The organism is Streptomyces sp. CA-142005, from assembly GCF_050942335.1.
Taxonomy (GTDB): domain Bacteria; phylum Actinomycetota; class Actinomycetes; order Streptomycetales; family Streptomycetaceae; genus Streptomyces.
The window spans coordinates 6,160,801-6,180,920 of the sequence record NZ_CP192078.1 but is presented as its reverse complement, the minus strand read 5'-3'; the positions used below and the strand labels follow the sequence as shown (position 1 = coordinate 6,180,920).

Below are 20,120 nucleotides of genomic sequence, written 5' to 3'. Positions count from 1 at the left end.
AGCTTGAGGGAGACGGTACGGCCCCCGGTGGTCGTCGGGCAGAAGCGTCCGCCGCGTGTGGCCGGCAAGGTAGAGGGGGGTGGAGTTTGCCACCACGACCGGTTCCGACGTGTCGACCTCGATGTACGACCCCGAGTTGGTGGTGCCGGCCTCGATGACCTGGGGGCCGAACGCCGTCTTCGCCGCCGGGGCAGTCTCGCCGGGTTCCCCGGAGGGCTGATCGGCGGACTGGTCCGCGCAGGAGGAGCAGGCCGGGGGGGGGCCGACCGTGTGGGCGCCGGCGCCGCGCTCTTGTCGTCCGACGAGCCCGGTCGGCCCACCAGGACCGTGACGAGAATTCCCACCACCGGAACCACGATTCCGACGGCCCACCAGGCCCAGCGTGGCTGGTGTGGTTGGTACACCAACGCGCGTGTCCCGGGGTTTCCGGCGCCTGCTCACCCTCTCGCGCTGACGCCGGGTCCTCGGTCGGGACGACGCGCCCTCCGGCAGGCTGGGGCGGTCAGCCCGTCGGTTCGCCGTTTCGCTCTTCCACGGGCTCGGGGACGGCGTAGAAACGCATGAGCACCGGGCGCGCCCCGTCCGGGGCCTCCTCGCGCGAACGGCCGTAGCGGTCGAGCAGCGCGCGGTACTCCCGCATGAAGTCGACGAGTTCCTCCCGGGTCAGCCAGGTGCCGTGACGCTGGACCTGGGCCCAGCCCTCGGGGCCGCGGTACTCCTCGTGGGCGCGGCGGTACAGGGCGGTGTCGAACTCGATCTTCAGATGGGCGAGCCGGGCGGCGGCCTCGTACTCCTCGGGGGTCATCGCGGCGGGGTCGGGCGTGGTGTGCCGGAAGGGCAGCGCCCGCCACCATCGCTCGCGCCCGCCGGATTTCTCCGGGATCTCCTCGATGAGCCGCTGCTCGGCGAGTTTGCGCAGGTGGTAGCTGGTGGTGCCGGAACTTTCGCCGAGTTCGCGGGCGAGCACGGTGGAGTTGGCCTCGCCGTGCCGGCCGAGGTAGTCGAGGATCCGGCGGCGCAGGGGGTTGCCGAGGGACTTGTAGAGAGCGGTGCGCTCCAGGCTGGTCATCTCGGGCGTGCCGTCGGTCATGCGGTCACGGTAACCCTGAGGACCCTGAGAAGTCCCCGATGTCTGCCGAGTTTTCTTTGCAGAATTTTCTCTGCGGTCTACGGTGGAAGCGGTCGAAGGACGACGAGAAGGGGGCGGACATGGGCGTGAGTGCGAGGGTGACCGGGGACGCGCGGAAGAAGTGGCCCTGGGTCCTGCTGGGGGCGGCGGCGGTCCTGCTGGTCCCGTGGACGGTGGTGCTGGCCCTGACCCTGCCGGGCAGCACGGAGGTCGACCACTGGCCCCTGGCCTGGATCGGCCTCGACGTCCTCATGGCCACGGGCTGCGCCGCAACGGCCTTGCTCGGCCTGCGCGGAGATCAGAGGTCCCGACTGACGGCTTCGGCGACCGCGTCGGTGGCGGTGCTGGACGCCTGGTTCGACATAACGACAGCGGGCACGGGCGCCCCGCTGGCCGAGGCGCTGCTGTGCGCCGTGGCGGAGGGGGCGCTGGCGGCGGCGTGTGTGTACCTGGCGGTGGGCAAGCGGTGGCGGACCGCCCGGCGTTGAAGGGCCGAGCACGTCCTCGCAGGGCACTCAGCCGGTGAGCGTGCCCAGAACCCGCAGGGGGCTGATCCGTATCACCACGCGCGTCACCTCCGGTGGCAGCTCAAGGTACTCCTGGCCGGCGCCAGGACCCTCGTACCGCTCCGCCAGCCTGACGGCCAGTTCACGGCCGACGTCCTCGGTGACCGTCGCCGTGCCGCGCACCTCGACGTACCGCAGGGGGTCCACCGGGTCGTACACCGTCAGGCTCACCCGCCCGTCCCGGCGTACGTTCCGCTCCTTGCGGCGACCGGCGGCCGTCGACACGAGCAGGTCGTCCTCGTCGCGGCCCACCCAGACGACCGAGGTCTGCGGGCTCCCGTCCGCGTTCACCGTGCCCAGGACGGCGGGAACCGCAGCGTCCAGCAACGTACGTACGGCATCGTTCAAGGCGGCTGTCACGCCCGGACCCTAGGTCGGCCCGTGGCCGGCTGTCGACCGAATTGGCCCCCGGGCATTGGCCGCCGTTGCCTCGCGCCGAACGGCACGCGCTCACAAGGACGTTGCCGCACCTCCCCAACTCCCCACCGGCGACCACCCCTCCCGATTCCGCGCCCCACGAAGGACACTCGTGGACAAGGAAGTTGTCACCGGAGGGGGACGGGACATGCGGGACGGCCATCGGGCGGAGGCCGAGCGGCTGCTGGTACGGGCCGTCGAGGAGGAGGTACGGCGCTCCGGCGGACGGATCGACGGGCAACTGCTGCTGTCGCGGGCGCGCGGTGCGCTGGAGGCGATGGCGGGGGCGGCCGGCGAGGAGTACGAGGCCTACATCCGCGCGCTGGAGGAGACCGAGGCGGGCCGGCTCACCTTCGGGCAGCGGTACGCCCGCCAGGGCGCCGGAACCGCCCTGCTGGTGGCGGCGGTTGCCGCGGTGGCGGCGGCCGTGGCCGACCTCTCCCTCGGCACCGGTACCGGTACGGCGGTCGGCGCGGGCGTCGCCGCGGGCGTGGTCGGTGCCGCCGCCTCCGTGGTGAAGGTGGCCGGCGCCCATCTGCCCGCCGCGCACCACCGGGCGGGCGCGGCCGGCCAGCCCGGCGGGCCCGAGCAGCTGCGGCTGCAGTGGCTGACCGCGCTGGAGGTGCGCGGCATCCGCCCGTTCCTCGACCAGCAGCGGGTGCTGACCGCCTCCACGGCCCCGAAGAAGAAGGGCGGTCCGGCGCTGCGCGGCGCGGACAAGAGCGCGGCGGCCCGCCGGCGTACGGTGCTGGAGCAGTCGTTCGGGCAACTCCCGGACGCCGACGGCCCGTTCGCGGGGCGCCGGGCGGAGCTGGCGCGGATCCGGCAGTGGGCACAGTCCGCCCGGGCGGCCTCGGAGACCCGGCCCACGGTGGTCGTGCTGCACGGCGAGCCCGGCTCGGGCCGGACCACGCTCGCGGTGCGCGCGGCGCACGAGCTGCGGGACCACTTCCGGGGCGCGGTGGTCGTGGACCTGCGCGGCGGCCGGCGGGAGGAGGCGCCGCTGGCGACCCGGGACGCCCTGCTGCATCTGCTCAACCGGCTCGGCGCGCCCCGCGAGCAGCTGCTGTTCCGGGAGCGCTCCTCCCCCGACCAGCAGGTCAAGCGGCTCGGCGAGCTGTACCACCAGCATCTGTCCGGCCTGCCGGTGACGATCGTGCTGGACGACGCCTCGGACCCGGAGCAGGTGCGGGCGCTGGTCCCCGAGCGCTCCGACAGCCTGGTCCTGGTCACCGCCCGTACGGCCCTGGACCTGCCGGCGGACCTGCCGGCCTGGGTGCACGATCTGCCGGTCGAGGCGCTGGACGCGGCGGGCGCCGAGGAACTGCTCGGTCTCGTCGCCGAGGACGCGTCAGGGCCGTACGACGCCGAGTCCGCCGACCGGATCCGCGAGCTCGCCGGCGGGCTGCCGCTGGCGCTCAGGATCGCCGGCTCCGCGCTCGGCCCGCGCTCGCCCCGGCAGCTGGCCACGGACCTCGGCGCGTACGGCCCGGTGGAGCCGGTGGAGCGTGCCCTGTGGCTGCCCTACACCGACCAGCCGGAGCCCGCGCGCCGGCTGCTGCGCCGGCTCGCGCTCGCGGGCCGGACCTCGCTGGGCGCCGCGGCGGCCGCCGCTCTGCTCGCCACGGACGAGGCCGAGGCCACGCGGCATCTCGCCGACCTCGCCCGGGCCGGCCTCCTCGACCATGTGCGCGGCAGCCGCTACCGGCTGCACGACCTGGTGCGCGCCTTCGCAGAGGCCCGGCTGCTGGACGAGGAGGACCCGGCCGAGCGCGCCGCGGCTCAGGAACGGCTGATCGTGAACTACGCGGATCTGGCCGACTCGGTGCTGCGCCTGGTCGACGGGAACATGTCGACGCGTTCGCACCAGTTCGGCCCGCACGGGTTCACCTCGCTGGACGAGGCACTGCGGTGGCTGGACGACGAGTCCAGCTTCATCACCGCGGCCCTGCGCCACGCGGAGGGCGTGGACCAGCGAGCGGTGCAGAACCTGCTGGGCGCGCTGTGCGACTACTGCCTGCTGCGCGGCGACCTGTACCGGCTCGGGGAGATCAGCGAGCTGGCGCAGGCCGTGGACCAGGGGCTGCTGGTGCGCTCGGTGCAGTGGCGCACCGGTATCGCGGCCCGGCAGCTGGGCGAACTGGACAAGGCGCGCACCACGCTGGCCTCGGTGGTGGACCTGTACCGGGAGGCGCACCACGACGCGGGCGCGGCCCGTGCCCTGGGCTCGCTCGGGATCACCCTGCACCACCAGGGCAATCTCACCGAGGCCGCGGCCAAGCTGCAGGAGGCACTGGATCTGCAGGCGGCGCCGCAGCTGGCCACGGACCGGGCCTGGACGATGCACGCCCTGGCCGCCGTCCAGCGGGACCGGGCCCGGCTGGCGGAGGCGCTGGAGCTGCTGACCCGCTCCCTGGTGCTGCACCGCGAGGGCGGCTCGGTGCACGGCGAGGCATGGGCGCACTTCCAGCTCGGCCAGCTGGCGCTGCGGATGGGGGACGTGCCACGGGCGGAGTCGGAGCTGCGGGCGGCCCTGGAGCGGTACGGCCGTACGCAGGACGCGCGCGGGGAGGCCTGGGCACTGACCCAGCTGGCCCGGGCCCGCCTGGTGGCCGGCGACGCCGCACCGGCCGTGGACAGCCTCAGGCAGGCCGCCGCCCGGCACCGGGAGAACGAGGACGCACGCGGCGAGGCCTGGACGCTGTACTACCTGGGCCAGGCACTGGAGGAGGCCGGCGATCTGGACCTGGCGGTGCGCGACCTCGAGCGGTCCCGCACGATGTTCTCCCGGATGCGGGACGTCTACGGCCTGGCCTGCGCCCGGCACCACTCGGCGCGGGTCACCCGCGACCAGCGGGCCGCGCAGACCGGCTCGCTGCGCAACTCCGGCTTCGCCCGGCAGCTCCTGGTGGACGCCCGCGCCGATTTCCAGCGGATCGGCGTCGCCCACGGCGAGGCGTGGACCTGTCTGGAGCTGGCGGTGGTCGACGCGGGCAATGCCCGTACGCAGGCCGCGCTGGCCCTGGCGGACGAGGCGCTGGATCTGTTCGTCTCCTACGGCGACCGGCGCGGCGAGGACTGGGCCCGCTTCCTGCGCTGCACCCTGCTGCCCTACGCGGCGCCCGGCGGGGTGGAGGTGGGCACGGCGGTCGCCCAGGAGGAGCTGGCCCAGCTGGCCCGCGCCGGCCATCCCCTGCGGGACGAGAAGCTGGCCGACTACGTCCCGGCCTACGCCCTGCTGCTGGAGCGCGGGATCAGCCTGGAGGACGGCTGGCAGGCCTGGCGGCTGCGTATGACGCCGGACCGCCACGCCCGGGAGGTGATGGGGGTGGCGGTACCGGCGGGGCGCTGAGGCCCGGGTCAGCTCCGCCGTGCGGCGGAGTCGGCCTTCTGCTCGGCCTCCGGGTCCGGGGACTCCTTGAAGTCGACCTTGTTCATGTGCTTGCTCATCGACTTCATCAGTCCCCACACCGCCAGGGCCATCACCGCGAAGACGATGAAGCCGAGGACGCCGGGGGTGACCTTGTTCTCGTCGACCTCCTTGGCGAGGGGGACGAGGTGCGTCACTGCCAGGCTCACGCTTGCACTCATGTCAGGCATTGTCGCGGATGCCCGCGAAGAGGTCGTCCTCGGGGAGGGAGGTGTCCACGAGCGACTTCGCCAGCTCGTACTCCTCCGTCGGCCAGACCTCCTTCTGCAGCTCCATCGGCACCCTGAACCAGCCGCCGTCGGGGTCGATCTGCGTGGCGTGCGCGATCAGCGCCTTGTCGCGGATCTCGAAGAAGTCCGCGCACGGAATGTGCGTGGTCAGCGTGCGCTCGGTGCGCTCCATTTCGCTCCAGCGCTTGAGCCACTCCCCGTACGGCGACTCCAGGCCGCGGTCGAGCATCGCCTGGTGCAGCGCCTCGGTGCGGGGGCGGTTGAAGCCCTGGTTGTAGTACAGCTTCTGCGGCTGGTAGGCGGGGCCGTACTCGGCCTCCGGGTACTTCTCGGTGTCCGCCGCGCCCTCGAACGCCACCATGGAGATCTTGTGGGTCATGATGTGGTCGGGGTGCGGGTAACCACCGTTCTCGTCGTAGGTGGTGATCACCTGCGGGCGGAAGGCGCGGATCTTGCGCACCAGCTCGCCGGCCGCCTTGTCGACGTCCTCCAGGGCGAAGCAGCCCTCGGGCAGCGGCGGCAGCGGGTCGCCCTCGGGCAGGCCGGAGTCGACGAAGCCGAGCCACTCCTGCTTGACCCCGAGGATCTCGCGGGCCTCGTCCATCTCCTTCTTGCGCACCTCGTGGATGTGCTCCTCGATGTACGTGTCGCCCTGGAGCTTCGGATTGAGGATGGACCCGCGCTCTCCGCCGGTGCACGTCACCACCAGCACGTCCACCCCCTCGGACACGTACTTCGCCATGGTGGCCGCGCCCTTGCTGGACTCGTCGTCGGGGTGCGCGTGAACGGCCATCAGTCGCAACTGGTCAGTCAAGACTCAATCCTCGGTAAGTCGGCGCCCCCGTGGCTCCGGGCGCAGTCGGCGGCTTCTATAGTGACGGAATCGGGGGGCGAATAATTCCGCGGAGAGGACGATCATGAGTACGGCGAGCGCGCGGCTGCCCGAGGGCCGCTACGGCCGTTCCTCGGACGAGCGTGCGGACCGCAAGCTCAAGGTCGCCGGTGCGGTGCTCGGCGCGGTCCTGCTCGCACTGGTCGGTTACTTCGCCTACCACTATGTCGTGGAGAACAAGATCAGCGCCCAGGTGATCGCCTTCGACGCCACGGACAGCGCGGTCACGGTGCATCTGGAGGTCCACAAGGACTCCGGCACCTCGGGCTACTGCACCCTGCGCTCGCAGGCGGCGGACGGCTCCGAGGTGGGCCGGGCCGACTTCCGCTTCAGCGGGTCGGCCACGCGTATCGACAAGGTCGTCACGCTGCGTACGACGGCGAAGGGCACCACGGCCGAGCTGCTCGGCTGCCATACCGCCTGACCGGGGCCGGCCGGACACTTCCCGACTTCACCCGGAATACGTACACACTGACCTGCGTTGATGTGATTCTGATGGCTTATGTCCTCCCCCTTCCGGCCTTGAATTGTTAGGCTCGTGGTTTCGCCCATCCAAGAGGGAACATTCTTCTGGGTAGGGCGATGCTTTGTATTCCCAGTACCGACGAGGAGCACCCTGTGACCCAGACCAGCGAGAACGTCACCTGGCTGACCCAGGAGGCGTACAACAAGCTCAAGGACGAGCTTGAGTACCTTACTGGTCCTGCGCGCACGGAGATCGCCGCCAAGATCGCGGCCGCGCGCGAGGAGGGCGACCTGCGTGAGAACGGCGGGTATCACGCGGCCAAGGAGGAGCAGGGCAAGCAGGAGCTGCGCGTGCGGCAGCTGACCCAGCTTCTCGAGAACGCCAAGGTGGGCGAGGCCCCGGCCTCCGCCGACGGTGCCGTCGCGCCGGGCATGGTCGTCACGATCGCCTTCGACGGTGACGAGGACGACACGATGACGTTCCTGCTCGCCTCCCGCGAGTACGCGAGCGCCGACATCGAGACGTACTCGCCGCAGTCCCCGCTCGGCGCCGGAGTCATCGGCCACAAGGTCGGCGAGGACGCGGAGTACGAACTGCCGAACGGCAAGAAGGCCTCGGTGCGGATCCTGAAGGCCGAGCCGTACTCGGGCTGATCCACCCGCCCCTGTGATCTTGAGCCCCCGGTGCCCGGCGGATCCCGCCCGGCACCGGGGGCTTTGCCATGCCCCGAGGCGTGCCCGAAGCCGTGCCGGAGCCGTCAGGCGGTGGCCGAGCGGTACTTGCGGACCGCGAGGCTGCGGAAGACGGCGATGATCAGGACCGAGTAGATCAGCGAGGCCCAGACCGGGTGCTCCATGGGCCAGGCCTGCGAGGTGGACCGGCCGGGGTTGGCGAAGAGCACGCGGCAGGCCTGCGCGGTGGCGCTGAAGGGGTTCCACTCGGCTATGTGCCGCAGCCACGGCGTCATATGGGTGGGGTCCACGAAGGCATTCGAGATGAACGTCACCGGGAACAGCCAGATCAGTCCGCTGGACGTGGCCGCCTCGGGGGTGCGCACGGACATGCCGATCAGGGCGCCGATCCAGGTGAACGCGTAGCCGAGCAGGAGCAGCAGGCCGAACGCGGCGAGCACCTTGCCGGCGTTCGTGTCGCCGTCGGACCCCACGCGCCAGCCGACCAGCAGGGCGACCACGGCCAGCACGACCAGGGTCACGGCCGTCTGCACCAGGTCGGCGATGGTGCGCCCGGTCAGCACCGCGCCGCGCGCCATCGGCAGGGAGCGGAACCGGTCGATGAGCCCCTTGTGCATGTCGTCGGCGATTCCGGCGCCGGAACTTGCGGTGGCGAACGTGACGGTCTGCGCGAAGATGCCCGCCATGAGGAAGTTCTTGTAGTCGACGGCGCTGGTGCTGCCGCCGATCTGCATGGAACCGCCGAACACGTAGGTGAACAGCACCACGAACATGATCGGCTGGATCAGCCCGTAGATGATCATCTCGGGGATCCGCGACATGCGGATGAGGTTCCGCTTCGCCACGACCATCGAGTCGCGGAAGGAGCGGCTGATGGGGTTGCCCGGCGGGGCCACCCGCACGGCTTCGCTGACGGCGCTCACTTCACGGCCTCCTTGGCGGTCGCCTCGTTGTCCTGGGCGGGGATCTCGGCCACGTGTCCCGTCAGCGACAGGAAGACGTCGTCGAGGGTGGGGCGGCGCAGCCCGATGTCGTCGATCTCGATCCCCCGGGTGTCCAGCTCGCGGATGATCTCGGCGAGCAGCTTGGCGCCGCCGGTCACCGGGACCGTGAGCTTGCGGGTGTGCTCCTCGACCGTGAGCTCGCCCTTGCCGAAGCCGCGCAACACCTCGGTGGCGCTCGTTATGTGGTCGCGTTCGTGCACCACGACCTCGACGCGCTCGCCGCCGGTGCGGGCCTTGAGCTGGTCGGAGGTGCCCTTGGCGATGACCCGGCCCTGGTCGACCACCGCGATGTCGTGGGCGAGGTGGTCGGCCTCCTCCAGGTACTGGGTGGTGAGCAGCAGCGTCGTGCCGCCGGAGACGAGCTGTTTGATGACCTCCCACAGCTGCTGGCGGTTGCGCGGGTCCAGGCCGGTCGTCGGCTCGTCCATGAACATCACCGGTGGCGAGACCACGAGGGCCGCGGCGAGGTCGAGCCGGCGGCGCATGCCTCCGGAGTAGGTCTTGGCGGGGCGGTCGGCGGCGTCCGCGAGGTTGAACTGCTCCAGCAGCTCCGCCGCGCGTGCCTTCGCCGCCTTGCCCTTCATCTGGTACAGCTGCCCGACCATCACCAGGTTCTCCCGGCCGGTCAGATACTCGTCGACCGCCGCGAACTGGCCGGACAGGCCGATGGAGCGGCGTACGGCGTCGGGGTCCTTCAGGACGTCCACGCCCGCGACGACCGCCTTGCCGCTGTCGGGGCGCAGCAGGGTCGTCAGGCAGCGGACGGTCGTCGTCTTGCCGGCGCCGTTCGGCCCCAGGAGGCCGAGGACCGTGCCTTCCGGCACGTCCAGGTCTACGCCGTCTAGAGCCCTTACGTCGCCGAAGGTCTTCACCAGGCCTTCGGCATGGATGGCGCCTGGCATATCTGTTCTCCACGTCGTCGGGGATCGTCGTCCGGGATTCTTCGGAAAGGCTAGGTTTGCGCGCCCCGCTCCGCCCGCGGTTTTCCTGTGGGCAGACGACCGGCGGCCACCACACCATAACGCGATGTATCGCGTCACTCAATGGGCTGGATCGGGGATTGACTCGAACGAGTGACCGATGGGGTCCGGACCGGAAGCCACGAGCCGGCAGTCGGCAGGCGGGAGCGGGAGCGGGGACTCTCAGCCGATGACCGTGTAACCCGCGTCCCGCAGGGCCTGTCCGACCTCGGCGCAGTGCGCCGGGCCCTTCGTCTCGAGGTGCAGCTCCACCTCCGCCTCCGTGAGCCCGAGCCGGGGGTCGGTTCGTACGTGACTCACGTCGAGGACATTAGCGTCGACCACTGACAACACCCCGAGGAGCGTGGCGAGGGCACCCGGGCGGTCCGTCAGCCGGAGCCGAACGGCCAGGTAGCGGCCCTGTGCGGCCATGCCGTGCCGCAGCACCCGCTGCATCAGCACCGGGTCCACGTTGCCCCCGGAGAGCACCGCGACGACCGGCCCCTCGAAGGTGTCCGGCGCGCCCAGCAGCGCCGCGACCGGGCTCGCCCCGGCCGGCTCCACCACCAGCTTGGCCCGCTCCAGACACAGCAGCAGCGCGGCCGACAACTGGTCCTCGCGGACCGTGCGCACCTCGTCGACCAGATCCCTGACGATCCCGAACGGCACCAGGCCCGGCCGCCCCACCTTGATGCCGTCGGCCATCGTCGCCGGGTTCTCCACCGAGACCGGACGCCCGGCGGCCAGCGAGGGCGGGTAGGCGGCCGCGCCCTCCGCCTGCACGCCCACGATCCTGACGTCCTGCCGGATCGCCTTCACCGCCACCGCGATCCCGGCCGCGAGACCGCCGCCGCCGATGCCGACGACGATCGTGCGCACCTCCGGGCACTGCTCCAGGATCTCCAGGCCGACCGTGCCCTGACCGGCGATGACGTCCGGGTGGTCGAAGGGGTGGATGAACACCGCGCCCGTCTCGGCCGCGTACTCCTGGGCGGCGGCCAGCGTCTCGTCGACCACCTGGCCGTGCAGGCGCACCTCCGCGCCGTAGTCGCGCGTCGCGCTGATCTTGGGCAGCGGGGCGCCCTTCGGCATGAACACCGTGGAGTGCACCCCGAGCAGCGAGGACGCCAGCGCCACGCCCTGCGCGTGGTTCCCGGCGCTCGCGGCCACCACACCGGCCGCCCGCTCCTCCGGCAGCAGACCGGCGATGCGCACGTAGGCGCCGCGCAGCTTGAACGAGCCGGTCCGCTGCAGGTTCTCGCACTTCAGATGCACCGGTGCGCCGACCAGCTGGGACAGGTGCCGGCTGCCCTCCATCGCGGTCACCCGCGCCACACCCGAGAGCATCTTCTGGGCGCCGCGCACATCGTCGAGGGTGACGGAACGCAAGGAGTCAGCCGTGCTGTAGCTCATGACTCCAGCATCGCAGTTCACGGTCGTACACGGCGGTTGTGACCAAGCTCCGAGACCGGTTTGTGCAGCGCCGGTACGGCCCGCCGCCGGGCCGCGTACCCTGTCCCCCAACCCAGCAGCCCTTCATGAAGCGAGCCTCCGGCCATGCCCACAACACCTGAAATGTCGATGGACATGACGACCGTCGGTGACACCGGTCTTCTCGACACCCTCCAGCACGAGGTGGCGGTGTTCGCCCGGCGTGCCGAACAGACGCGGCTCGGCGGGGTCGGGCAGGTGCGCAACTCCATGGACCGCGCGGCGTACCTGCTGCTCAACCGCCTCGACAAGGAAGGCCCGATGGGCGTCAAGGCGCTCGCCGCGAGCATGGGCATCGACTCCTCCACGGTCACCCGGCAGGTGGCTCCGCTGGTCGACACCGGGCTCGTCAAGCGCACCTCGCACCCCGAGGACGGGCGGGCGGTGGTCCTCCAGCTGTCCCCGCGCGGGGTCGCCCGGCTGGAGGAGGTGCGCTCCTCCCGGCGTCAGCTGATGGCCGAGCTGACGGAGGACTGGGCACCGGAGGAGCGCGAGCAGTTCTGCACGCTCCTGACCCGGTTCAACGGCGCGCTGTCCGCGCGGATGACCGTGCAGGGGACCGCGCCGGGGGAACAGACCCCGGCGTCCTGAGGGCGGCCGCCCACCGCGGAGGCCCACGGGGGACACGCACCGGTCGGTGCCGGAGTCTTGACCCCGGCCCGCCGCTGGCCTCATATGAGACCGGGTCCTGCGTCGTACGCGGTTCACCTGTCCCGTACCGGACAGGGCCCCTCTAGGGGGAGGCGCGGTGCGTGATCGGCAGGTGTCCCGAGGAGCCCGCCGGGCCCGGGAGTTCGAGGCGTTCGTCGCGGGCGCGGCCGGACGTCTGCTGCATGCCGCCACGCTGCTGACCGCGGAGGCGCCGAACGCCAACCCGCGCGCGCGACGCCTGCTGACGCTCGCGCTCGCCCACACCTATGCCCGCTGGGACCGGCTGCACGGCGAGGACCCGTACGACTGCGCCCGCCAGTACCTCGCCACCCGCTTCGCACGCGCGACCTGGCACCAGTACGGCGCCTTCGGCCGGACCCGCCCGGATCCGCGCAGCCCGCTCGCCGCGCTCACCCCGCAGGAGCGGCTGATCCTGGTGCTGCGCCTCTACGAAGGCGTCGCCGAGGAACAGGCAGCGGCCCTCCTCGGCCTCCCACGGGACCGCGTCCACACCATTTGCGACCGCGCGACAGCCACACTGCTCCACCCAGCGAGCCGCCCCACACCACGGGCGACGGGCAGGGAGGTGGCGCCTTCATGAGGGCGTGCGGAGTGGGCGGCGTGGAGGGTGCTCAGCCTGCGGCGAGCGGGCGGGGCGGCGAGAGCACCGTGCGCGGGGAGGGTGCCAGTAGCGCTCGGATTCCAGGAAGCCGGAGCATCAGGAGGGCGGCGTGAACCGGCCCGAACGGGAAGCTGCCGCACGGCAGATCATGGAGCAGGCCTCGGCACCGGTGCCGCCGGACCTCGGCGCGGAGGCGGTGCGCCGCGGCGAGCGCCTGCTGCGGCGCAGGCAGCTCGTCCGCCGGGTGCTGTGGCTGCTGGCCTGCGCCGCGGTCGTCGCGTTCAGCGTGTGGGCGGCCCGAGTGCACCCGTGGACGGAGCCGCCCTCCCAGACGACTCCGTCGATCACCGGCTGGTGAGCCGCGGGTCGGCGGCGGCAGTTTCTGGTACGGCCACCGGCCACCCACCAGCCGGCCCCGCCAGGCCTCCGCAGCCCGGCCCCGCGGCAGAGGGCCGTTGGTGTCAGCCCAGCGCCTGCTGAAGGTCGGCCAGCAGGTCGTCGACGTTCTCGATGCCCACGGACAGGCGTACCAGATCGCCGGGGACCTCCAGCGCGGAGCCGACCACGGAGGCGTGCGTCATCCGGCCGGGGTGCTCGATCAGGGACTCGACGCCGCCGAGCGACTCGCCGAGCGTGAACACCTTGGCCCGGTTGCACACCTCGACCGCGGCCTCCTCGCCGCCCTCGACGCGGAAGGACACCATGCCGCCGAAGGCCTTCATCTGCTTCGCGGCGACCTCGTGGCCGGGGTGCTCGGGCAGGCCCGGGTAGAGCACGCCGGTCACGCGCGGGTGCCGGGTCAGCATGTCGGCGATCTTCCCGGCGTTCTCGCTGTGCCGGTCCATCCGCACCGCGAGGGTCTTGGTGCCACGCAGCACCAGCCAGGAGTCGAAGGGGCCGGCGACGGCGCCCATCGCGTTCTGGTGGTACGCCAGTTCCTCGCCGAGGCCCTGGTCGGAGACGATCAGCGCGCCGCCGACCACGTCCGAGTGGCCGCCCATGTACTTGGTCAGGGAGTGGACGACGACGTCCGCGCCCAGCGACAGCGGCTGCTGGAGGTACGGCGTGGCGAAGGTGTTGTCGACGACGAGCTTCGCACCCGCGTCGCGCGCGACCTGAGCGACGGCGGCGATGTCGGTGATCCCGAGCAGCGGGTTGGACGGGGTCTCCACCCAGACGGCCTTGGTCTTCGGGGTGATCGCGGCCCGTACGGCGGCCGGGTCGCTGGTGTCGGCGACGGACCACTGAACGCCCCAGCGGGTGACGACCTTGGCGAAGAGGCGGAAGGTGCCGCCGTAGGCGTCGTTCGGGATCACCACGTGGTCACCGGGGCTGAGCAGCGTGCGCAGCAGGGTGTCCTCGGCCGCCAGGCCGGACGCGAAGGCCAGGCCGCGCCGGCCGCCCTCCAGCGCGGCGAGGTTCTCCTCGAGGGCGGTGCGGGTGGGGTTGGCGCTGCGGCTGTACTCGTAGCCGCCGCGCAGCCCGCCGACGCCGTCCTGCTTGTAGGTCGAGACCTGGTAGATCGGCGGGACGACCGCGCCGGTGAGGGGATCCGCGGTGTTGCCCGCGTGGATCGCGAGGGTCTCGAAGTGCTGACTGATGTGCCTGTCGCTCATGTGCACCGAGCGTAGTGCGCTTGGCCGAATGCTGACGCCCGCCGGGCTCGGGCGGCATCGGACGAAGGGTTTTCCCTGCGTGGAGGCCGTGCGGTCACCGCGCCCGGAGTGTCCTGTCATGGACAAGACCGGAGTTTTTCCACAGCACAGCGGTGGGGTTGGCCAATTGTCGGCGGCGTCTGGTTCGCTTGAGGCATGTCGATTCTCTGGCTGCTCATGGCGCTGCTCATGCTGAGCTTCGTACTGCTGTCGGTCATGCGGCGCAGGCGCGGCGTGATCGAGCAGGTTCCCCCGGGACACCCGGACGCCGCCGACCCGGCGGCCTACGGCTTCGTGCGCCAGGAGGAGCTGGACCTGCGCATGCCGGGCCCGGACCAGGACCTGCTGGACGTCCTGGATCTGGTGCAGCGCACGCAGGACTATCGCGCGGCCTCCCAACTGCTGGCCGGCACCGAGACCGAGGGTGAGCTGCGCTGGCAGCGGGTGCAGGCGTTCGCGGGCGCGGCCGCGCTGGAACTGCAGCAGCGGCCCGGCGGGGTGCACGAGACGCCGGGCGGCCAGTGGCTGCGGGTGTGGCGGGCGGAGCAGCCCAAGGACGCGGGCTGCGCCGCCGTGTACGCGGAGTTCCTGGTCCAGCAGGCCTGGCGGACCTCGACGCCGGGCACGGACGACTTCCGGATCATCATGGAGGAGGCGCGGGACGCGTGCGGGCAGGCGGCGCTGCTCGCTCCGGGGGACCCGGTGCCGTACATCGTCGAGCTGTCCATCGCGCGTGGACTCGCCTACCCGCAGGCCGAGTTCGACCAGCTGTGGCTGAAGATCCTCGACCGCGCCCCGAACCACATGGGTGCGCACCTGGCGGCGCTGCACTACTGGTGCGAGAAGTGGCACGGCTCGCGCGAGCAGGCCTACTCCTTCGCCGAGGCCGCCGCGGCCCGCGCACCGCAGGGCTCGCTGCTCGCCGCGCTGCCCCTGTTCGCGGTCTTCGAGCACCTCCCCGAGGTGAACCTGGTGGCGGGCTTCTACCAGAGCGAGGTCGTCACCAAGGCCATGCACGGCGCCCTGCACGCCGTGCACTCGGCCCGCCCCGACGACCCGATGCTCGCGCACGTCCGCCATCTGCTGATCTTCTTCCTGGTCCGCGCCGAGCGCTGGCAGGAGGCCATGCACCAGCTGATACAGGTCGACGGGCACGTCGGCGCGCTGCCCTGGACGCTGTCCGCCGACCCGGCCGCCGAGTTCGCCCTCTACCGCGCCCTGGCGGTGGCCGGTTACGAGGCCAACGGCGGCAGCCCGGCCACCCTCCCCGGCTGAGCCACGCCCGAGCAGGCGCTCAAGGGCCGCCCCAGGAAAATCGGTGGCCACCCGCGCGGACCGGCCCGACGCTGTACGTCATGGAACGACCGCAGCGTGAGATCCGCGCCACCTATGGAGCCTCCACGATCACCGTCTATCAGGCGTACTCTCCGGAACTCGGCCTGCCCGCCGTCCGGGAAGGAAGGTTCCCCGCCTCGTGGAAGCGGAGCCGGATGACGTGGATCAAGCCGTCGTTCCTGTGGATGATGTACCGCTGCGGCTGGGGCACGAAGCCGGGGCAGGAGACCGTACTCGCTGTCGAGATCGCCCGCGACGGCTTCGAGTGGGCGCTGCGCAACGCGTGCCTGTCGAGTTACGACCGCGGGCTGCACCCCGACCGCGGCACCTGGCAACGCCGGTTGAAGCGCTCACCGACCCGCGTCCAGTGGGACCCCGAGCGCGATCTGCACCTGCAGCCCCTGCCGTACCGCTCGCTGCAACTCGGGCTCTCCGGTGAGGCCGTGGAGCGCTACGCGGACGAGTGGATCCTCTCCATCAGCGACGTGACTCCTCTCGCCCGAGAGATCCACGAACTCGTGGGCAGCGGCGACCTGGACGCGGCGACCCGGCTGCTGCCCGAGGAGCGGCCGTACCCGGCCGAGGGCGGACTACTGGCGCACCTGCACTCGTGACCGTGCACGCCCGTCCGGAAGCCGACTGCCACCATGGGCCACATGGCAGCGCAAGCTCGGCGGGCTACGGGCGGACACGGGCGCGTACCGTCTCCGCGGCAGTCCGACGCATGGGCTGGGCAGACTGACCGGCATGGCGACCTATGACACGCTCGGCGCGACCTATGCCCGGACCCGGCGGCCCGACGGACGGATCGCCGCGCAGATCCACGCCGCGCTCGGCAACGTGACGGATGTGATCAACATCGGTGCGGGGACCGGCTCCTACGAACCGCCGCAGACGGTCCTTGCGGTCGAACCCAGCCAGGTCATGCTGGCCCAGCGCCCGCCCGGATCCGCGGTCGCCGTGCGGGCGGTCGCGGAACGCCTCCCCCTGCGTGACGATGCCGCCGACGCCGTCATGGCACTCCTGACCATCCACCACTGGACCGACCTGGTCGCCGGAATCAGGGAGCTGCGCCGGGTGGCCCGCCGCCGGATCGTCGTCCTGACCTGGGACCAGCGCGTGTTCCGCGAGCGGTTCTGGCTCGTGCGGGAGTACCTCCCCCAGGCGGCCGCGTTCGACGACACCCGTGCCGTCCCCACCGACCGGCTGGCCGCCCTGCTCGGCGGGGCACGCCAGGAACCGGTTCCGGTGCCCCACGACTGCACGGACGGATTCGCCGCCGCATACTGGCGCCGTCCGCACGCCTACCTCGATCCGCGGGTACGCGCGGGCATCTCCCTGCTCGCCCAGACCGGCGAAGACGTCATCGCGCCGGGCCTGACCCGGCTTGCGGACGACCTGGCGACCGGCCGATGGCACAGCCGTCACGCCGAGTTGCTCACGCACGAGACCGTGGACGTCGGTTACCGCCTCCTGGTGACCGACCTGTAATTCCGACGACGACGGCGGCCGTTCCCCGTACATTCGCCGTTCGCGAGGCCATGGCAGCCACAGAAGCCGTCACGGCCGCGGAGCAAGAGGGGGGAGAAACCGGTGAGCACGTTTCTGATCGGCGGCGGCTGGGACGCGGCCGAGGTGTACGAGCCGTTCGTCCGCGCGGTCGGAGGGGACCGGCGGATCGGGTGTCTGATCGTCGACGAGGGGGACGGGGCCGCGCAGTTCGAGCGGTACGCCGAGGTGCTGCGGAAGGCGGGACCGGTCACGCCCGTGCCGTTGCTCGTGCCGCTCGGCGGACGGTTCGAGCCGGAGGCGGCGCTGGACGGGGTCGACGGGCTGCTGGTGTGCGGTGGGCTGACGCCCGCGTACCAGGAGGCGCTCCGGGACTGTCCGGAGCGGCTGCCGGCGCTGCTCGCCGGGCGCGGGATGCCGTACGCGGGGTTCTCCGCCGGTGCCGCCGTCGCCGCGCGGCGGGCCGTGGTCGGAGGGTGGCTGGTGGACGGGGCGCCGGTGTGCCCGGAGGAGACCGGGGAGGACCTGGCGGAGGTCGAGGTACGGGCGGGGCTCGGCCTTGTGCCGTTCGCGGTGGACGTGCACGCCGCCCAGTGGGGGACGCTCGCGCGGCTGATCTCGGTGGTCGGGCGGGGTACGGCACCGTACGGGGTCGCCGTGGACGAGAACACCCTGCTCCACGTGGTGGACGGCGAGGTCCGGGTGGCGGGGGCGGGGCGCGCCCACGTCGTACGGCCGGGCGGTGACGGGGGTGTGCTCGTGCGGGCCTACCGTGCGGGGGAAGGGTTCGCGATCGGCTAGGGCCGGCGCGGGCCGGGGGTCGGGGCGCTCACCGGCGCACCCCCACCCGGCACCCCGCACCCCGCACCCCGCACCCCGCACCCGGCGACGGAGTCCCCCAAGCGGGCCCGTCAGATGGTCGCCGTGTCGATCACGAAGCGGTAGCGGACGTCGCTCGACAGCACCCGCTCGTACGCCTCGTTGACCTGCTCGGCGTTGATCAGCTCGATCTCGGCGCCGATGCCGTGCGCGGCGCAGAAGTCCAGCATCTCCTGGGTCTCGGCGATGCCGCCGATCATCGACCCCGCGAGGGTCTTGCGGCCGCTGATCACCGAGAACAGGTTCAGGGCGATGGGCTCCTCGGGCGCGCCCACGTTGACCAGCGCGCCGTCCACCTTCAGCAGCGACAGCAGCGCGCCGAAGTCCATCGGGGCCGAGACGGTGGAGACGATCATGTCGAAGGTGCCGGCCAGCTCCTGGAAGGTCTTCGGGTCGCTGGTGGCGTGGTAGTGGTCGGCGCCCAGCTTCAGGCCGTCGTCCTTCTTGCGCAGGGACTGCGACAGGACGGTCACCTCCGCGCCCATCGCGTGCGCGATCTTGACGGCCATGTGGCCCAGGCCGCCCAGTCCGACCACGGCGACCTTCTTGCCGGGGCCCGCGTTCCAGTGCCTGAGCGGGGAGTAGGTGGTGATGCCGGCGCACAGCAGCGGGGCCGCCACGTCCAGCGACAGGCCGTCGGGGATGCGCACGACGTAGTTCTCGTCGACGACGATCTTCTCGGAGTAGCCGCCGTAGGTGGGCTCGCCGTCCCTGCCGACGGCGTTGTACGTGCCGACCATGCCCTTGAGGCAGAACTGCTCCAGGCCCTTGAGGCAGTTCTCGCACTCACGGCAGGAGTCGACCATGCAGCCGACGCCCACCCGGTCGCCGACGGCGAACTTCGTCACACCGGGGCCGACCTCGGAGACCACACCCGCGATCTCGTGGCCGGGCACCATCGGGAAGATGGCCTCGCCCCAGCCCTCGCGGGCCTGGTGGATGTCGGAGTGGCAGATACCGGCGAACTTGATGTCGATCAGGACGTCGAACTCGCCGACCGCGCGCCGCTCGATGGTGGTCCGCTCCAGCGGAGCCTTCGCGGCGGGCGCGGCGTACGCAGCAACAGTGGTCATGCCAGGGTTCTCCTAAGCAGGTGTTCCGTGCCCGGCGTCTTCCGACCGGGAACGGCTCCCAGCCTGCCGCGACCCCGGCCTGCCACCCAGACCACGCCTTTGCGTACGACCGCTGTGCCTACCACTGGCGGGGTCAGGCTGGTGCGCGTACGACCAGGAATACTGGACGTATGGAACACAGGGACCCAGCACCGCAAGCCGCAGCAGCCGCCGGGCGGCCGCTGGACCGGCGGGCCGAGCTGAGCGAGTTCCTGCGCAGCCGGCGGGCCCGGCTGAAGCCGGAGGACGTGGGGCTGCCGGACTTCGGACGGCACCGGCGGGTGCCGGGGCTGCGCCGCGAGGAGCTGGCGCAGCTGGCCGGGGTGTCGGTGGCGTACTACACCCGGCTGGAACAGGGCAACGGGCGGAACGTCTCGGCGGAGATCCTGGACTCGATCGCCCGGGCGCTCCGGCTGACGGACGCCGAGCACGCGCATCTGACGCATCTGGCCAAGCCGAAGTCGCACAAGAAGAAGCCGGCGGCGCGGCAGCAGCAGGTCAGGGGTGCGCTGCGGCAGCTGCTGGACACGATGGACGGCGTACCGGCGTACGTCGTCGGGCGCCGCTCGGAGATCCTCGCGTGGAACCGGATGGCGTCGGCGGTCTTCGGCGACTGGGCGGAGCTGCCGGCGGGCGAGCGCAACTGGGCGCGTCTGGTGTTCCTGCGCCCGGACTACCGCGAGCTGTTCATCGACTGGGAGCAGAAGGCGATCGACATCGTCTGCGCGCTGCGCATGGACGCGGGCTGCCACCCGGACGACCCGAAGCTGTCGGCACTCGTCGGCGAACTCTCCGTCAAGAGCGAGGAGTTCCGCCGTCTGTGGGCGACGCACGACGTCAAGGAGAAGAGCCATGGCGTCAAGCGTCTGCACCACCCGCTGGTCGGCGACCTCTCCTTGAACTTCGAGTCCTTCCGCCTGCCGGACGACTCGGAGCAGTCGCTGATCACCTATCACGCCGAGCCGGGCTCTCCGTCCGCCGACTCCCTGCGCCTGCTGGCCAGCTGGGGCACGGACGCGACCCGCGCGGTGCCGTCGGCCCAGTCGCCGAGCCAGCCCGGGGCGGTCGGCGGTCACTGACT

At 71.8% G+C, this 20,120-nt stretch carries 22 protein-coding genes; 13 read left to right on the top strand and 9 right to left on the bottom strand.

Features of this window, described 5'->3' with window-relative positions; genetic code table 11:
• The first annotated feature begins 79 nt into the window (after positions 1-79).
• Positions 80-220, top strand: a complete 141-nt coding sequence (locus ACQPXS_RS28990; RefSeq protein ID WP_433452173.1) for a hypothetical protein — start codon at positions 80-82, stop codon at positions 218-220.
• Between the two features lie 282 nt (positions 221-502).
• On the opposite strand, the gene ACQPXS_RS28985 is transcribed toward ACQPXS_RS28990, so the two are convergent.
• Complete coding sequence (locus tag ACQPXS_RS28985; RefSeq protein ID WP_433452171.1) at positions 503-1,090, bottom strand: ArsR/SmtB family transcription factor; 588 nt, start codon at positions 1,088-1,090, stop codon at positions 503-505.
• Between the two features lie 119 nt (positions 1,091-1,209).
• Here ACQPXS_RS28985 and ACQPXS_RS28980 point away from each other — a divergent pair, with 119 nt between their 5' ends.
• A complete protein-coding gene (locus ACQPXS_RS28980; protein WP_433452170.1) occupies positions 1,210-1,617 on the top strand; it encodes a hypothetical protein in 408 nt (135 codons plus the stop codon).
• A 27-nt stretch (positions 1,618-1,644) separates the two neighbouring features.
• On the opposite strand, the gene ACQPXS_RS28975 is transcribed toward ACQPXS_RS28980, so the two are convergent.
• A complete protein-coding gene (locus ACQPXS_RS28975; RefSeq protein ID WP_433452169.1) occupies positions 1,645-2,055 on the bottom strand; it encodes a PPOX class F420-dependent oxidoreductase in 411 nt (136 codons plus the stop codon).
• Between the two features lie 205 nt (positions 2,056-2,260).
• Here ACQPXS_RS28975 and ACQPXS_RS28970 point away from each other — a divergent pair, with 205 nt between their 5' ends.
• Positions 2,261-5,464, top strand: a complete 3,204-nt coding sequence (locus ACQPXS_RS28970) for a tetratricopeptide repeat protein (protein ID WP_433455994.1) — start codon at positions 2,261-2,263, stop codon at positions 5,462-5,464.
• An 8-nt stretch (positions 5,465-5,472) separates the two neighbouring features.
• On the opposite strand, the gene ACQPXS_RS28965 is transcribed toward ACQPXS_RS28970, so the two are convergent.
• Together ACQPXS_RS28965 and mca are read right to left on the bottom strand one after the other, a co-directional pair.
• On the bottom strand, positions 5,473-5,712 hold the full coding sequence (locus ACQPXS_RS28965; protein ID WP_351798945.1) for a hypothetical protein: 240 nt from the start codon (positions 5,710-5,712) through the stop codon (positions 5,473-5,475).
• On the bottom strand, positions 5,705-6,565 hold the full coding sequence (mca, locus tag ACQPXS_RS28960) for a mycothiol conjugate amidase Mca (RefSeq protein WP_351800141.1): 861 nt from the start codon (positions 6,563-6,565) through the stop codon (positions 5,705-5,707). The genes ACQPXS_RS28965 and mca overlap by 8 nt, the downstream gene beginning before the upstream one ends.
• A 124-nt stretch (positions 6,566-6,689) precedes the next feature.
• Between mca and ACQPXS_RS28955 the strand changes: the two genes are divergently transcribed.
• Entirely contained in the window at positions 6,690-7,088 is a 399-nt protein-coding gene (locus ACQPXS_RS28955) for a DUF4307 domain-containing protein (RefSeq protein ID WP_433452168.1), read from the top strand.
• Between the two features lie 194 nt (positions 7,089-7,282).
• Entirely contained in the window at positions 7,283-7,783 is a 501-nt protein-coding gene (greA, locus tag ACQPXS_RS28950) for a transcription elongation factor GreA (protein WP_351798939.1), read from the top strand.
• Between the two features lie 104 nt (positions 7,784-7,887).
• On the opposite strand, the gene ACQPXS_RS28945 is transcribed toward greA, so the two are convergent.
• The 3 genes from ACQPXS_RS28945 to ilvA all read right to left on the bottom strand — a co-directional run bounded on the left by ACQPXS_RS28945 (position 7,888) and on the right by ilvA (position 11,198).
• Positions 7,888-8,745, bottom strand: coding sequence for an ABC transporter permease (locus tag ACQPXS_RS28945; RefSeq protein ID WP_390680395.1), 858 nt, complete (start codon positions 8,743-8,745; stop codon positions 7,888-7,890).
• Entirely contained in the window at positions 8,742-9,728 is a 987-nt protein-coding gene (locus ACQPXS_RS28940) for an ATP-binding cassette domain-containing protein (protein WP_433452167.1), read from the bottom strand. Before ACQPXS_RS28940 ends, ACQPXS_RS28945 begins: the two co-directional genes overlap by 4 nt.
• Positions 9,729-9,968: 240 nt before the next feature.
• Positions 9,969-11,198 (bottom strand): threonine ammonia-lyase, encoded by a 1,230-nt coding sequence (gene ilvA, locus ACQPXS_RS28935; protein ID WP_433452165.1) that lies wholly within the window; start codon positions 11,196-11,198, stop codon positions 9,969-9,971.
• 144 nt (positions 11,199-11,342) lie between these two features.
• Here ilvA and ACQPXS_RS28930 point away from each other — a divergent pair, with 144 nt between their 5' ends.
• The 3 genes from ACQPXS_RS28930 (at position 11,343) to ACQPXS_RS28920 (ending at position 12,907) form a co-directional block, all read left to right on the top strand.
• On the top strand, positions 11,343-11,867 hold the full coding sequence (locus ACQPXS_RS28930; RefSeq protein ID WP_356301722.1) for a MarR family winged helix-turn-helix transcriptional regulator: 525 nt from the start codon (positions 11,343-11,345) through the stop codon (positions 11,865-11,867).
• Between the two features lie 157 nt (positions 11,868-12,024).
• On the top strand, positions 12,025-12,528 hold the full coding sequence (locus ACQPXS_RS28925) for a sigma factor-like helix-turn-helix DNA-binding protein (protein WP_351798926.1): 504 nt from the start codon (positions 12,025-12,027) through the stop codon (positions 12,526-12,528).
• Positions 12,529-12,658: 130 nt separating this feature from the next.
• The gene (locus tag ACQPXS_RS28920) at positions 12,659-12,907 is read left to right on the top strand and encodes a hypothetical protein (RefSeq protein ID WP_433452163.1); all 249 of its coding nucleotides are present in this window, start codon (positions 12,659-12,661) and stop codon (positions 12,905-12,907) included.
• 103 nt (positions 12,908-13,010) lie between these two features.
• Here ACQPXS_RS28920 and ACQPXS_RS28915 read toward each other — a convergent pair whose 3' ends face one another.
• Positions 13,011-14,165: a cystathionine gamma-synthase gene (locus ACQPXS_RS28915; protein WP_433452161.1), complete on the bottom strand. Its 1,155-nt coding sequence runs from the start codon at positions 14,163-14,165 to the stop codon at positions 13,011-13,013.
• Between the two features lie 195 nt (positions 14,166-14,360).
• Between ACQPXS_RS28915 and ACQPXS_RS28910 the strand changes: the two genes are divergently transcribed.
• From ACQPXS_RS28910 to ACQPXS_RS28895, 4 genes are all read left to right on the top strand, one after another.
• Complete coding sequence (locus ACQPXS_RS28910) at positions 14,361-15,479, top strand: hypothetical protein (protein WP_351798917.1); 1,119 nt, start codon at positions 14,361-14,363, stop codon at positions 15,477-15,479.
• An 80-nt stretch (positions 15,480-15,559) separates the two neighbouring features.
• Positions 15,560-16,153: a DUF4291 domain-containing protein gene (locus ACQPXS_RS28905; RefSeq protein WP_433452160.1), complete on the top strand. Its 594-nt coding sequence runs from the start codon at positions 15,560-15,562 to the stop codon at positions 16,151-16,153.
• Positions 16,154-16,286: 133 nt separating this feature from the next.
• Positions 16,287-17,030, top strand: a complete 744-nt coding sequence (locus ACQPXS_RS28900) for a methyltransferase domain-containing protein (protein WP_433452159.1) — start codon at positions 16,287-16,289, stop codon at positions 17,028-17,030.
• 102 nt (positions 17,031-17,132) lie between these two features.
• Positions 17,133-17,849, top strand: coding sequence for a hypothetical protein (locus ACQPXS_RS28895; RefSeq protein WP_433452158.1), 717 nt, complete (start codon positions 17,133-17,135; stop codon positions 17,847-17,849).
• 110 nt (positions 17,850-17,959) lie between these two features.
• Here the strand turns inward: ACQPXS_RS28895 and ACQPXS_RS28890 are convergent, their stop codons facing one another.
• Entirely contained in the window at positions 17,960-19,000 is a 1,041-nt protein-coding gene (locus ACQPXS_RS28890) for an NAD(P)-dependent alcohol dehydrogenase (RefSeq protein ID WP_433452156.1), read from the bottom strand.
• A gap of 170 nt (positions 19,001-19,170) precedes the next feature.
• Here ACQPXS_RS28890 and ACQPXS_RS28885 point away from each other — a divergent pair, with 170 nt between their 5' ends.
• Entirely contained in the window at positions 19,171-20,118 is a 948-nt protein-coding gene (locus tag ACQPXS_RS28885; RefSeq protein ID WP_433452154.1) for a helix-turn-helix domain-containing protein, read from the top strand.
• Positions 20,119-20,120: the final 2 nt, after the last annotated feature.